We start from the raw sequence: 13,992 nt of genomic DNA, 5'->3' as shown, positions 1-13,992 counted from the left end.
CCGAGGGGACGTTCCGCACCCGTCCCCTGGCGCATTCCCCACGTAAGGCCCCATGTTCGGTACGCGCGGCACGGCGCGGCCTATCATGGGGCCTGCGTCCGGACGTGGGGGTGGTAACTCCGGACACTGGACGCGCGTTGGGCCTTACGTAGACTGAGGCGCTCGCGGCGAAGCGGCACGCCGACTCGCTTCGCGGCACCATCACGCAGGGAGTTACGACCGTGGCAAGTGGCAACGCGATCCGGGGAAGCCGGGTCGGGGCGGGGCCGATGGGCGAGGCCGAGCGCGGCGAGTCCGCGCCGCGGCTGCGCATCTCCTTCTGGTGCTCCAACGGGCACGAGACACAGCCGAGCTTCGCCAGCGACGCGCAGGTGCCCGAAACCTGGGACTGCCCCCGCTGCGGCTTTCCGGCCGGACAGGACCGCGACAATCCCCCGGACCCGCCGCGCACCGAGCCCTACAAGACGCACCTCGCCTACGTGCGGGAGCGGCGCAGCGACGCGGACGGCGAGGCGATCCTCGCGGAGGCGCTCGCCAAACTGCGGGGCGAGATCTAGCGGCCGAGGACCGGCCGGACGCCCGTGAGGGCCTGGCCGGAGCCGTTTCCTCGCATGTGCCGTGCCGCCGTGCCGACACCCCCTGGGCCGACCGCTGACACCCGTGGGCCGGCCGGACGTACCTGTTGTTGCGCCGTACGACGGCACCACGACAACTCGCGTCCACCGCCGCTCCATTAGGTTGGGACCGGCAGCGGGGCAGGTACGCAGCACAGGCAGCAAGGAAGAAGGCTGAAGTCCCAGATGAACGCAGACGGCCGTACCAGGCTCAACCAGACGCCCGAGTGGAGCGCACTGGCCAAGCACCGGGAGGAACTCGGCGAGGTGCGCCTGCGCGAGCTGTTCGCCGCCGACCCCGGCCGCGGCACCGCGTACACCCTCCGGGTCGGTGACCTGTACGTCGACTACTCCAAGCACCTGGTCACCGACGAGACGCTCGCCCTGCTGCGGGAGCTGGCCGAGGCCACCGGCGTGTTCGGGCTGCGCGACGCCATGTTCCGCGGGGAGAGGATCAACACCACCGAGGACCGGGCCGTGCTGCACACCGCGCTGCGCGCCCCGCGGGACGCGGTGATCGAGGTCGACGGCGAGGACGTCGTCCCGGCCGTGCACGCGGTGCTCGACAGGATGGCCGACTTCGCCGGGCGGGTCCGCTCCGGTGAGTGGACCGGGCACACCGGCAGGCCGATCCGCAACGTCGTCAACATCGGCATCGGCGGCTCCGACCTGGGCCCGGCGATGGCCTACGAGGCGCTGCGGGCGTACACCGACCGCTCGCTGACGTTCCGGTTCGTGTCCAACGTGGACGGCGCCGACCTGCACGAGGCGGTGCGCGACCTGGACCCGGCCGAGACGCTGTTCGTCGTCGCGTCCAAGACCTTCACCACCATCGAGACGGTCACCAACGCCACCTCGGCGCGCTCGTGGCTGCTGGCCGGCCTGGGGGGCGACGAGAAGGCGGTCGCCCGGCACTTCGTGGCCCTGTCGACCAACGCGGACAAGGTCGCCGAGTTCGGCATCGACACGGCGAACATGTTCGAGTTCTGGGACTGGGTCGGCGGGCGCTACTCCTACGACTCGGCGATCGGCCTGTCGCTGATGATCGCCATCGGCCCGGACCGCTTCCGGGAGATGCTCGACGGGTTCCGCCTGGTCGACGAGCACTTCCGCACCGCGCCCGCCGAGGCCAACGCGCCGCTGCTGCTGGGCCTGCTGGGCGTCTGGTACAACAACTTCCTCGGCGCCCAGTCGCACGCGGTGCTGCCGTACTCGCACTACCTGTCGAAGTTCACCGCCTACCTCCAGCAGCTCGACATGGAGTCCAACGGCAAGTACGTCGGCCGGGACGGGCGCGAGGTGGAGTGGCAGACCGGGCCCGTGGTGTGGGGCACGCCCGGCACCAACGGGCAGCACGCCTACTACCAGTTGATCCACCAGGGCACGAAGCTGATCCCGGCGGACTTCATCGGCTTCGCCCGGCCGGTCGCCGAGCTGAGCGGTGAACTCCAGGCCCAGCACGACCTGTTGATGGCCAACTTCTTCGCCCAGACCCAGGCCCTCGCCTTCGGCAAGACCCCGGACGAGGTGCGCGGCGAAGGGGTGCCGGAGGAACTGGTGCCGCACAGGACGTTCAAGGGGAACCACCCCACCACGACGATCCTGGCCACCGAACTGACCCCGTCGGTCCTCGGCCAGCTGATCGCGCTGTACGAGCACAAGGTGTTCGTGCAGGGCGCCGTCTGGGACATCGACTCCTTCGACCAGTGGGGCGTGGAACTGGGCAAGGTGCTCGCCAAGCGCGTCGAGCCCGCCCTCACCGAGGGCGCCGACGTGCCCGGCCTGGACGCCTCCACCCAGGCCCTCGTCAGCGCCTACCGGGAGCTGCGCGGCCGGCGGTGAGCAGGGCGCGGGAAAGCGGGCGGCAGGGCGCCGCCCGCTTCCCGTAGAATCCCCGGCGATCATCACGGCGAGCGCTCGGGGGAGCACGAAGTGGCACGTACGCACGGGAGTTGGACCGGTGGCACGCTGACGGTCGGGTCCTTCCTCAGGCCCCACAAGGCCGCGCGGGCGGTGTTCCACCCCGCGTGGATCCCGGACTCCCTGGATCCGTCCATCGAGCGGCTCAAGCGGTTCCGGATCATCGCCGGGGCGGTGGCGTCGCTGGGCGTCTACACCTTCGTCGAGGGCGGCTTCTCCCTCACGGAGCTGATGGAGAACGCGCTGACCGCCTCGGCCGTCCTGCTGTTCCTCACCCCGCTGACGGTCGGCGTGATGCTCTTCGTCTGGCGGCGCACCGGCACGGTACGGCAGCTGCGGGTGCCGCTGCTCAACGCCCTCAAGCTGCTCCTGCTGTTCATCGGCTGTGTCGTCGGGCTGGTGCTGCTGGTGCAGACGACGAACTCGTCGGGAAACATGCTGCTGACCATGGGGGTCGGCCTGACGATGATGTGGCTCCTCGTCTTCGTCGTCTCCGGAGCCGTGCGGGTCTCGGGGAACTTCTTCGGCACGGCCGCCGTCCACCGCTGTCTTCCGGCGCTCCTCGCCACGGTGACCAGCTGGCTGATGGCGATCCCCGACCTCGTCACCGGGGATCTGCACGGGCTCGGCCTCACCATGGGCATCGTCTTCATCCTGGGCGCGCCCGTCACGGTCACGGCGATCGCGCTGCTGGAGACGGGTCGGCTGAAGCGGCGCTACGGTGTCCGGCTGGGCACGCACCCGGCGAGCCTTCCGGCCCTGCCGGGTCCCGTCCCGCCGATGCCGCCGACGGGACTGCCGCACGTGCCGCCGCAGGGCAACCCCTACGGCCCCCCGCACGCGCCCGCGGCAGGCGGCCCGTACGCCCCGTACCCGCAGCCGCCGTACGCGCCCGGAGCGGGTGGCAACCCGTACGCGCCCGGCCCGCAGCACCCGCACGCCCGGCCGCCGTACCCTCCGCGGAACCCGCACGGCCCCTACGGCGGCTGATCCCGCGGGGCTCAGGCGACCGCGCCCAGCGTGTCCGCGAGGCGGCGGCGGGCCGCGCGGGCGGCCGGGAGGGCGGCGAGGGCGGCGGCGCCCAGCACGGCGGCCGCCCCGAGCAGCAGCAGGAGCACGGGGGAGGGCCCCTGGGCGATCCCGGCGCCGATGCCGCTCGATCCGCCCTGGGCGTCGATCAGCCAGTGCGCCAGCGGCAGCCCCAGGGCCGTGGCGACGAGCACGGCCGCCAGCGCGGTACCGGAGGTGGCCGTGACCGTGATCGCGGTGATCTGCCGGGGGGAGAGGCCGATGGCCTTGAGCGCCAGCAGGTCGCGCTCGCCCTCGCGGACCGTGCCGCCGATCACCGTCAGCAGCTCGATCAGCCCGATCAGCGCGAGGACCACGATCAGCCCGAGGACCACCGCCCGCAGCGGGGACAGCCCGTCGGCCGGATTGGTCACGGCGTGCACGTCGAGATGACCGCGCCCGGCCTCGGTCAGCCGGCCGGCCACCGCCTCCGGGTCGGCGCCGGGTTCCAGGCGGAGCTGGTGGAGGGTCGGCCGGAGGTCCGGGTCGTTGGCGCGGAGGGTGTCGAGCGAGGTGGAGATGGTCCGGCCGGCGTTCTCCGGTTCGATGCTGCGGCCGACGATGTGCAGGATCTGCGGCCGGTCGCCGACGGTCATCCGCACCCAGTCGCCGACCCGGACGTGCAGCAGGTCGAGCAGCCCCTGCCCGGCCACCGCCTCGTCGGGGCCGCGCGCGGCACGGCCCTCGGCCAGCGTGAACGGGTACGGCTCCCGGTGGGTGCCGAGACCGCGCAGGGCGATGGTGGCCGTCTGGCCGGGCACCAGGGCGGCCACCTCCACGCCCGGGTAGGCGGCGGCGACCCCGGGATCGCGCTCCAGCAGGGCGCGGACCTCCCGCTCGGCCGTGCCGGCGTCCGCGCGGACGCTGAGGGCGGTGGGCAGTCCCATCCGCTCGGGGGCGCTGTGGAAGCGGTCGAGGGTGGTCCACGCGCTCATCGCCACCACGATCAGCAGCAGCGGCAGCGCCAGCCGGGCCACCGCGCCCAGGGAACGCGGGTGGCGCGTGAACGCCTTGTGCCAGCCGAGCACCAGCGCCGGCGGCACCCGTGATCCCAGCGCCCGCCGCGCCACGCCCGTCAGCCGCCCGGCCCGCGCAGCGGTGGGCCGCGGCACCGGCACCGGCGGCACCCGGCCCGCCCGCCAGGCGGCGAGCCCGGTGGTCGCGCCGATGAACAGCACCGCCCCCACCGGCACCGCGAACAGCGTCACGGTGTGCCCGGGCAGCCCCTGCCACACGCCGACCGCGTCGCCGAGCCGCCCCGGTGTCGCGCTGCCCAGCGCCTCGGTGAGCACGGCGGCGGCCGCGGCGCCCAGCAGGGCGTAGACCAGGTGCTGGACCAGGAAGACGCGGACGACCTGGCCGGGGGTGAAGCCGATCGCCTTGAGGATCGAGATGTCCCGCAGATGCCCCCGGATCCGGGTGGAGATCGCCCCGTGCACGGCGAACCCGGCGGCGATCAGCGCGCCCAGCCCGAACAGGCCCAGCACCTGGCCGAGCAGCCGGTTGTCGCCCTGGGCCTCGGCACGCGCCTGCTGCCAGGTGGCGACCTCGCCGATCGCCCCGGCGCCCAGCACGGTCACGGCCCGCTGCACGGCGTACCCGGTGTCGCCGGGGTCGGTCAGCCTGAGCCCGATCACCTGCCCGTCCGGGTCCGTCACGGCCGACGGAAGGGCCCACACCAGGCCGGACCGCTCACCGGGCCGGTAGCGCGGCTCGGCGCTGTCGGCGACGCCGACGACGGTCAGTCTCCGCGCGGTGCCGGGCACGGTCAGGGTGTCACCGGGTGCCGCCAGCAGCGCACCGGCGAGCCGGCTCTCCAGGACCACGCCGTCGGGGACGGCCGGGTCCAGCCAGCGCCCGGAGGTGACCAGCGGGCGGCCCACGCCGGGGCGTCCGTCGGTGCCGCGCAGTTCGACGGAGGCGCGGCTGCCGCGCGAGGCGAGGGTGACCGAGGCGGTGGGGTGGGGGCCGGCGACGGAGTCCACGCCGTCCAGGCCGGCCAGTTCCCCGGCGTCGGCGGAGGCGGTGGTGTGCAGCGTCACGTGCGCGCCGTGCGCCTGTGTGAAGACGCGCTGCCAGGGGTTGGTCGCGTACCCGAACAGGGCCGTGGCCAGCAGCAGGGACGCGACGATGCCCGCGGTGGCGAGGACCAGGAACAGCGCCTCGCCACGGTGCGTGCGCAGATCGGAGTGCGCCCAGCGCAGGGTCGCCCGCACCGGTCTCAGCCCCTCGGCGCGCGGCGGTCGTGGAACGTCAGGTCGGTCACGGCAGGTCAGTCCTTGAGCTCCAGCACACCCGATATCCCGGTCCGGTGCGGCGGCGGGCCGCCGTCGAGTTCCGCGTCGTCGACGATCCGCCCGTCGAAGAAGCTGATCACCCGGTCCGCGGCGCTGGCCAGCCGGGCGTCGTGGGTGACCAGCAGGATCGTCTGGCCGCGTCGGTGGAAGCGGGACAGCAGCCGCATCACCTCGCGGGTGCCCTTGCTGTCCAGGCTGCCCGCGGGCTCGTCGGCCAGCAGCAGCGGGGGGTGGTTGACCAGCGCCCGGGCCAGGGCGACCCGCTGCTGCTCACCGCCGGACAGCTCGCCCGGCATGCTCCGCTCCTTGCCCTGGAGCCCCAGCTCGGCCAGCAGCTCCTCGCGCTCGGCGCGGGCCTTCCTCGGGGACACGCCGGCGAGCAGGGCGGGCAGTTCCACGTTGTCGGCGACCGACAGGTCGGAGACGAGGTTGAAGAACTGGAAGACGATCCCGATCCGCCTGCGGCGCTCCACGGCCCAGCGGGCCTCGCCGTAGGCGTCGGTGCACTCGCCGTCCAGCCAGATGCTGCCCGCGTCCGGCCGCTGCAGGCCGCCGAGCAGGTGCAGCAGCGTCGACTTGCCCGCGCCGGACGGGCCGGTGATGGCGACGAACTCGCCGCGCGTCACGCGCAGGTCGACCCCGCGCACGGCGTGCGCCGGGGCGCCCTCGCCGTGGTGCGTCTTGACCAGGCCTTCGGCGCGCAGCACTTCAGCGGTGCTCTCGCTCACTGAAGCTCCTCCAGCTCTTCCTGACACCGCTCCAGCCAGTCGAGATCGGCCTGCAGGTGCAGCATCGCGCCCTCGATCAGCAGATGGGCGATGCGGTTGTCCCGGTCTTCGGCGGCGGCCAGCTTCGACAACTGCCGCATGGTGTTGAGGTACTGGCGCCGCTGCTTGTTGATCAGGGCGATCTGGTCGGCGAGACCGGTCCGCGGGGCCAGGGCCAGCTTCATGAAGAACTCGTCCCGTACCCGCGGCTCGTCCGCCGTCTCCTCGTACCAGGCGCCCAGCGCCTCCCGTCCGGCGTCGGTGAGGTGGTAGACCTTCTTGTTGGGCCGGCTCGACTGCTCGACGTCCTCGCCCTCGATCAGTCCCGACTTCTCGAGGCGGCCGAGGGTGACGTAGATCTGGCCGACGTTCGGCTGAGGGTACGCGGAGCCCAGCAGTTGCTCAAGGTCCTGCTTGAGCTCGTAGCCGTGGGCCGGGCCGCGCGCGAGCAGGGCCAGGAGGGGCAGCCGCACTCGTGCTCTCCTCCTCGCAACCTGGGTAATGTGCCGCAGGCCCTAGTATCGCTCATACCTAACAGGTATACATGGCCTCTGACTCCCGGACGAGGGTGACCGGGTGCCGGTGTACAGGGAGGAACCTATGCGGTGGATCCGTGCCGCGGGTAGAGGCCTCCTCGTCCTGATCGTGGTCCTGACCGGTTACGTCGCCTCCGGCGCGCGGGCCGGCGAGGCCGGCGCGGACGGCCGCGGCCCGCTCACCCTGGCCACCGCGGGCGACCTCACCGGCTATCTCGGCTCCGTCCTCGAGGGCTGGAACCGCACCCACCCCGGCGAGGAGGTCACCCTCGTCGAGCTGCCCGACTCGGCCGACGAGACCCGCGCGCAGATGATCACCGACCTGCGCGGCGGCGAGCGCGGCCGGTTCGACGTGCTCAACATCGACGTCAGCTGGACCTCGGAGTTCGCCGCCGCCGGCTGGATCCGCCCGCTGCCCCGCGACCGCTTCCCGCTCGGCACCTTCCTGCCCCGGGTCGTGGACACGGCGACCTACGACGGCCGGCTCCACGCCGTCCCGTACGTCACCAACGCCGGGCTGCTCCTGTACCGCAAGGACGTCCTCGCCGAGGAGGGCGTCGAGCCGCCGCGCACCTGGGCCGAGCTGGAGCGGGCCGCCAGGACCGTCGCCCCGGAGCACGGCCTGGACGGCTACGCGGGCCAGTTCCTGCCCTACGAGGGCCTGACCGTCAACGCGGCCGAGGCCGTCTACTCGGCCGGCGGCACCATCCTCGGCGACGAGGGCGAGCGCGTCACCGTGAACTCCCGGGGGGCCAGGGAGGGCATCGGTTTCCTGGCGCGCGGGGTCCGCGAGGGCTGGATCCCGAAGGAGGCGCTGACGTACAAGGAGGAGGAGTCCAAACAGGCCTTCCAGGACGGCCGGCTGCTCTTCCTGCGCAACTGGCCCTACGCCTACGTCGCCGCCTCCGCCCCGGGCTCGAAGGTCGCCGGCAAGGTCGGCGCCGTACCGCTGCCCGGACCGGACGGCCCGGGGACCAGCGTCCTGGGCGGCTCGAACCTGGCCGTCAGCAGCCACGCCCGGCACCCCGACTCCGCCGCGCGCCTGATCGCGTACCTCACCAGCGAACGCGTCCAGCGCCAGGTCCTCACGCGCGGCGCGCTGCCGCCGGTGCGGGCCGCGCTGTACGACGACCCCGGACTGGTCCGGCGGTTCCCGTACCTGCCGACCCTGCGCGAGAGCGTGCTCGCCGCCGCCCCGCGCCCCAAGAGCCCGCACTACGACCAGGTGAGCCTGGTGGTGCAGGCCGTCGTGCACGACGCGATGGCCGGGCGGCAGACGCCCGAAGCGGCGGTGCGGCGACTGGCGCGCGAGCTCGCCGCCGTGTCCTCCCGGTAGCCCTCACGGAGATCGTCGTAGTTACTCGTTAAGTAACGCGGACGTCTCATCTGTGTCCGACGTGCACCATTACATCCAGATGTGACCAGGTCAACTCCCGGGTAATCCGCCGTACGTTCATTGACACCCTCGCGACACGCCTACTTAACATGCATGCATAACCGTACGCACGCACAGACAGGTCGACGGGGTGAGTCCCAAGCACATCGACACCCACCGCTGGTGGCGCGACGCAGTGATCTACCAGGTGTACGTCCGCAGCTTCCTGGACAGCACCGGTGACGGCATCGGCGATCTCGCCGGGGTCAGGGCGGGACTGCCGTACCTGAAGAAGCTCGGCGTGGACGGGATCTGGCTGAGCCCCTTCTACCCCTCACCGCAGCACGACCACGGCTACGACGTGGCCGACTACTGCGACGTCGACCCGGTCTTCGGCGACCTCGCCGAGTTCGACCGGCTGGTGGGGGCCGCCCGCCGGCTCGGCATCAAGGTCCTGCTGGACATCGTCCCCAACCACTGCTCCAGCGAGCACCCCTGGTTCCGCGAGGCGCTCGCCGCACCGCCCGGCAGCCCGCAGCGCGCCCGCTTCCACTTCGCCGACGGCCGCGGACCGGGCGGCGCCGAGCCGCCCAACAACTGGCACGCCATGTTCGGCGGCCCCGCCTGGACCCGCGTCACCGAGCCGGACGGCCGGCCCGGCCAGTGGTACCTGCACATGTTCACCCCCGAGCAGCCGGACTGGAACTGGCGCAACCCCGAGATCGCCGCGGAGTTCGACCGCACCCTGCGCTTCTGGCTGGACCGGGGCGTCGACGGCTTCCGCATCGACGTCGCCGCCGGGCTGTTCAAGCACCCCGAACTGCCCGACTCACCCGATCCGGAGGCCGACGCCCGCACCCGCGACTCGGTCAACCCGCTCGCCTGGAACCAGCCCGAGGTGCACGAGGTGTGGCGGCACTGGCGCGCGGTGTGCGAGGAGTACGCCGCCCGCGACGGCCGCGAACGCCTCCTGGTCGGCGAGGTCTCCGTGCCCACCGCCCGCGAGCACGCGCGGTACGTCCGCCCGGACGAGCTCCACCAGGCGTTCTTCTTCGACCTGCTCGGCGCCCCCTGGGACGCCGACGCCTTCCGCAAGGTCATCTCCGAGGCCATGCAGGACATAGCCGGCACCGGCTCGACCGTCACCTGGGTCCTCAACAACCACGACCAGGTCCGCACCGTCACCCGCTACGGCGAACCCGCCCCCGAGGGCAGCGGTCTCGGCCCCGCCCGCGCCCGCGCCGCCGCGCTGCTGATGCTGGCGCTGCCCGGCGCCGCGTACATCTACCAGGGCGAGGAGCTGGGCCTGCCCGAGGTCGTCGACCTGCCCGACGACGTGCTCACCGACCCGATCTTCCGCCGTACCGGCAGCCGGGCCCGGATCCGCGACGGCTGCCGGGTGCCGCTGCCCTGGTCCGGACAGGCCTCCCCGTTCGGCTTCACCTCGGGTGCCGAGGGCGCCAAACCCTGGCTGCCGCAGCCCGAGTGGTTCGCCGAGCACGCCACCGACCGCGCGCTGGCCGACACCCGCTCCTTCTGGCACCTGTACCGCGACGGCCTGCAACTGCGCGCCGCCCTGCCCCAGCTGGGCGAGGGAACACTGCGCTGGCTGGACACCCAGCCCGGCGTCCTCGCCTTCGTCCGCGGCGACGACCTGGTCTGCGCCGTCAACTTCGGCACCGCCCCCGTACCCGCCCCGGTCCCCGGCACCCCGCTGCTCGCCAGCGGCCCGTGCCCGCCCGGGGTGCTCCCCGGCTCCACCGCCGCCTGGTGGATCAGCGGCTCCTGAAACCCCGCTCGACCTCCGTACACCCGAAGGGACATCAACGATGATGCGACGACGTACCACCCTGCTCACCGGATGCACCGCCCTCGTCCTCGCCGTCGGCGCGACCGCCTGCGGCAGCGGCGAACCCGTCACGGCCGGCGGCGGCGACAAGGCGCTCCAGGGCCAGACCGTCACCGTCGCCGGCGTCTGGTCCGGCAGCGAGCAGAAGAACTTCCAGAAGGTGCTGGACGCCTTCACCGAGAAGACCGGCGCCAAGACCCAGTTCGTCTCCACCGGCGACAACGTCTCCACCGTCGTCGGCAGCAAGATCGAGGGCGGCAACGCCCCCGACGTCGTGATGGTCCCGCAGGTCGGCGTGCTCAAGCAGTTCGCCGAGAAGGGCTGGCTGAAGCCGCTGGACGAGAAGGTCCGGTCCACCGTGGGCGCCAACTTCGCGAAGGTGTGGCAGGACTACGGCAGCGTCGACGGCACCCTGTACGGCCTGTACTTCAAGGCCGCCCACAAGTCGACCGTCTGGTACAGCCCCGAGGCCCTCGAGCAGGCCGGCGTCACGCCGCCCAAGACCTACGACGCCATGCTGAAGGACGGGCGGACCGTCTCCGACTCCGGTCTCGCCGCCTTCTCCGTCGCCGGACAGGACGGCTGGACGCTCACCGACTGGTTCGAGAACGTCTACCTCTCCCAGGCCGGGCCCGAGAAGTACGACGCCCTCGCCGCGCACGAGATCAAGTGGACCGACCCGACCGTGGTCGAGGCGCTCACCACCCTCGGCAAGCTGTTCAAGGACGAGCAGCTCGTCGCGGGCGGCCGCAAGGAGGCCCTCAACACCGACTTCCCCGGCTCGGTGGAGAAGGTCTTCGGCCCGAAGGCCGAGGCCGCCATGGTCTACGAGGGCGACTTCGTCGCGGGCGTCGCCAAGGACCAGTTCGGCAAGAGCATCGGCACCGACGCCGACTTCTTCCCCTTCCCGCCGGTCGGCTCCGGCAAGGCCCCCGTGGTCAGCGGCGGCGACGCGGCCGTCGTCCTCGAGGACGGCAAGAACAGCAAGGCCGGCATGGCGCTGCTGGAGTACCTGGCCACCCCCGAGGCCGCCGCCGTGTGGGCCGAGGCCGGCGGCTTCCTCTCCCCGAACAAGAAGCTCGACCTCTCCGCCTACGGTGACGACGTCACCCGCGCCACCGCCGAGTCCCTGGTCGCGGCCGGCGACTCGGTCCGCTTCGACATGTCCGACCAGGCCCCCGCGGCCTTCGGCGGCACCAAGGGCGCCGGCGAGTGGAAGATCCTCCAGGACTTCCTGCGCGACCCGTCCGACCCGGAGAAGACCGCGGCCGAGCTCGAGGACGCCGCGGCCAAGGCGTACGGGAACTGACGGCCGTGACCGCCACACTGGTGAAAGAGGCGAGCCCCCCGGCGCCCGCACACCCCGGCGCGCGCGGCCGGCGTCCGCGCCGCCGGGGGCGGGTCATCGCCCTGCTGTTCGTGCTCCCCGCGCTGCTCCTGCTGGGCGCGCTGGTGGTCTACCCGGTGCTGTTCTCCGTCGGCCGCAGCCTCTTCGACGCCTCCGGCACCACGTTCGTGGGCGGCGAGAACTACGCCGAGATGTTCCGCGACCCGACCACCCTCAAGGCCGTGCGGAACACCGCGATCTGGGTCGTCGTCGCCCCCACCCTGCTCACCGGGCTCGGACTGATCCTGGCCGTGCTGGTGGAGAAGGTCCGCTGGGCCACCGCCTTCAAGCTGCTGCTGTTCATGCCGATGGCGGTGTCCTTCCTGGCCGCCGGGATCATCTTCCGGCTGGCCTACGACCAGGACCCGGACAAGGGCGTCCTGAACGCCGCCGCGGTCACCGTCCACGACGCCTTCAAGGGCACCTCCTCCTACCCGACCGCCCGCGCCCGGGACGGCGAGGGCCTGACCGAGGGGGCGGACGGCTCGTACGTCACCGGCGCGGACGTCACGCCCGGCGGCACGGCGGCGCTGGGCCTGGTCGGAGTCGCTCCCAGGGACCTGCCCGGGGACGCCGAACCCGCCCGCGCCGCGGCCGCCCGCACGGCCGGCCCCGACGAGGTGCGCGGCGTGGTGTACCTCGACTTCACCCCCGGCGGGGGAGGGGAGCCGGGGGTGGTCGACCGGCGGGAGAGCGGACTGCCCGGCATGAAGGTCGAGGCGGTCCGTGACGGGAGGACGGTCGCGAGCACGACGACCGCGGCCGACGGCTCCTTCCGCTTCACCGGCCTGGACGGCGGCCCGTACGCGCTGAAGCTGCCCTCCGCCAACTTCGCGCCGCCCTACGAGGGCGTCTCCTGGCTCGGACCGGCCCTCGTCACGCCGGCGATCATCGGCGCGTACCTGTGGATCTGGACCGGCTTCGCGATGGTGCTGATCGGGGCCGGCCTGTCCACCCTGCCCCGGGACGCGCTGGAGGCGGCGCGGATGGACGGCGCGAACGAGTGGCAGATCTTCCGCCGCATCACGGTCCCGCTGCTCGCGCCCGTCCTCACCGTCGTCTTCGTGACCCTGGTGATCAACGTGATGAAGGTCTTCGACCTCGTCTACATCATCGCGCCCGGTCCCGTGCAGGAGGACGCGACCGTGCTCGCGACGCAGATGTGGCTGGTGTCGTTCGGCGGCGGCAACGACCAGGGCCTCGGCAGCGCCCTCGGCGTGCTGCTGCTGCTCCTGGTCATCCCGGCCATGGTCTTCAACGTCCGCCGTTTCCGAAGGAGTCAGCGATGAACGCGGTCCGGCGCGGCCTGGGCAACGCGGTGGTGCAGGCCTTCCTGGTCGTGATCGGCCTGGTCTGGATGACCCCGCTGGCCGGCCTGTTCCTGTCCTCGCTGCGCTCCGCCGAGGACACGGCCGAGGGCGGCTGGTGGACCGTGTTCACCAGCCCCGGGCAGCTGTCCTTCGACAACTACGCGGCGCTGCTGGAGAACTCGGGCATCACCCAGGCGTTCTGGAACACCGTGCTGATCTCGGTGCCGACGACCGTCCTGGTCGTGGTCGTCGCCGCGCTCGCCGGATACGCCTTCGCCTGGCTGGACTTCCCCGGGCGCGAGCCGGTCTTCCTCGTCGTGGTGGCGCTGCTGGTCGTCCCCGTCCAGATCGGCCTGCTGCCGGTGGCCAAACTCTTCGGGCAGCTCGGCCTGTTCGGCACCATCCCCGGCGTCGTGCTGTTCCACGTGGCGTACGGGCTGCCGTTCGCGGTGTTCCTGCTGCGGAACTACTTCGCCGAGATGCCCAAGGAGATGCTGGAGGCCGCCCGGATGGACGGCGGCAGCGAGTGGCGCATCTTCACCCGGCTCGTGCTCCCCGTCGGCCGCCCGGCGATCGCCAGCCTCGCCATCTTCCAGTTCCTGTGGGTCTGGAACGACATGCTGGTCGCCCTGCTCTTCGCCGACAGCTCCTCCCAGCCGCTGACGGTGCAACTCCAGTCGCAGATCCGTCAGTTCGGCAGCAACATCGACGTCCTGGCGCCGGGCGCGTTCCTGTCGCTGGTGGTGCCGGTGGCCGTGTTCTTCGCCTTCCAGCGGCACTTCGTGCAGGGGGTGATGGCCGGGTCGGTCAAGTGACGCCCCTCGCACAGGGACCCCCTCACGCAGGGACCCCCGCCTCCTGACGGGGCG

At 72.5% G+C, this 13,992-nt stretch carries 11 protein-coding genes; 8 read left to right on the top strand and 3 right to left on the bottom strand.

All coding sequences use genetic code 11. The features are described from left to right. Window positions 1-221 precede the first annotated feature (221 nt). The 3 genes from GL259_RS10945 (at window position 222) to GL259_RS10935 (ending at window position 3,524) form a co-directional block, all read left to right on the top strand. On the top strand, window positions 222-557 hold the full coding sequence (locus GL259_RS10945; RefSeq protein ID WP_003976875.1) for an RNA polymerase-binding protein RbpA: 336 nt from the start codon (window positions 222-224) through the stop codon (window positions 555-557). Window positions 558-800: 243 nt separating this feature from the next. Then, entirely contained in the window at window positions 801-2,456 is a 1,656-nt protein-coding gene (gene pgi / locus GL259_RS10940) for a glucose-6-phosphate isomerase (protein ID WP_159531576.1), read from the top strand. Between the two features lie 90 nt (window positions 2,457-2,546). Further along, window positions 2,547-3,524, top strand: coding sequence for a proline-rich domain-containing protein (locus GL259_RS10935; protein ID WP_159531574.1), 978 nt, complete (start codon window positions 2,547-2,549; stop codon window positions 3,522-3,524). A gap of 11 nt (window positions 3,525-3,535) precedes the next feature. On the opposite strand, the gene GL259_RS10930 is transcribed toward GL259_RS10935, so the two are convergent. From GL259_RS10930 to GL259_RS10920, 3 genes are read right to left on the bottom strand one after another with little or no spacing between them, the layout of a single operon-like run. Continuing rightward, complete coding sequence (locus tag GL259_RS10930) at window positions 3,536-5,818, bottom strand: FtsX-like permease family protein (RefSeq protein WP_159531572.1); 2,283 nt, start codon at window positions 5,816-5,818, stop codon at window positions 3,536-3,538. A 56-nt stretch (window positions 5,819-5,874) separates the two neighbouring features. Continuing rightward, window positions 5,875-6,627 (bottom strand): ABC transporter ATP-binding protein, encoded by a 753-nt coding sequence (locus GL259_RS10925; protein WP_159531570.1) that lies wholly within the window; start codon window positions 6,625-6,627, stop codon window positions 5,875-5,877. Then, the gene (locus GL259_RS10920) at window positions 6,624-7,139 is read right to left on the bottom strand and encodes a PadR family transcriptional regulator (RefSeq protein ID WP_159531568.1); all 516 of its coding nucleotides are present in this window, start codon (window positions 7,137-7,139) and stop codon (window positions 6,624-6,626) included. The genes GL259_RS10925 and GL259_RS10920 overlap by 4 nt, the downstream gene beginning before the upstream one ends. Before the next feature lie 127 nt (window positions 7,140-7,266). Here GL259_RS10920 and GL259_RS10915 point away from each other — a divergent pair, with 127 nt between their 5' ends. From GL259_RS10915 to GL259_RS10895, 5 genes are all read left to right on the top strand, one after another. Beyond that, the gene (locus GL259_RS10915) at window positions 7,267-8,538 is read left to right on the top strand and encodes an ABC transporter substrate-binding protein (protein ID WP_159531566.1); all 1,272 of its coding nucleotides are present in this window, start codon (window positions 7,267-7,269) and stop codon (window positions 8,536-8,538) included. A 205-nt stretch (window positions 8,539-8,743) separates the two neighbouring features. Further along, window positions 8,744-10,366 (top strand): glycoside hydrolase family 13 protein, encoded by a 1,623-nt coding sequence (locus GL259_RS10910; protein ID WP_159538545.1) that lies wholly within the window; start codon window positions 8,744-8,746, stop codon window positions 10,364-10,366. Between the two features lie 40 nt (window positions 10,367-10,406). Further along, window positions 10,407-11,735: an ABC transporter substrate-binding protein gene (locus GL259_RS10905; protein WP_159531564.1), complete on the top strand. Its 1,329-nt coding sequence runs from the start codon at window positions 10,407-10,409 to the stop codon at window positions 11,733-11,735. 5 nt (window positions 11,736-11,740) lie between these two features. Continuing rightward, window positions 11,741-13,102, top strand: coding sequence for an ABC transporter permease subunit (locus GL259_RS10900; RefSeq protein ID WP_159531562.1), 1,362 nt, complete (start codon window positions 11,741-11,743; stop codon window positions 13,100-13,102). After that, complete coding sequence (locus GL259_RS10895) at window positions 13,099-13,938, top strand: carbohydrate ABC transporter permease (protein WP_159531560.1); 840 nt, start codon at window positions 13,099-13,101, stop codon at window positions 13,936-13,938. Before GL259_RS10900 ends, GL259_RS10895 begins: the two co-directional genes overlap by 4 nt. Window positions 13,939-13,992 lie beyond the last annotated feature (54 nt).

Source organism: Streptomyces sp. Tu 3180 (genome assembly GCF_009852415.1).
GTDB lineage: Bacteria > Actinomycetota > Actinomycetes > Streptomycetales > Streptomycetaceae > Streptomyces.
This window is presented reverse-complemented; position numbering and strand designations above follow the sequence as displayed.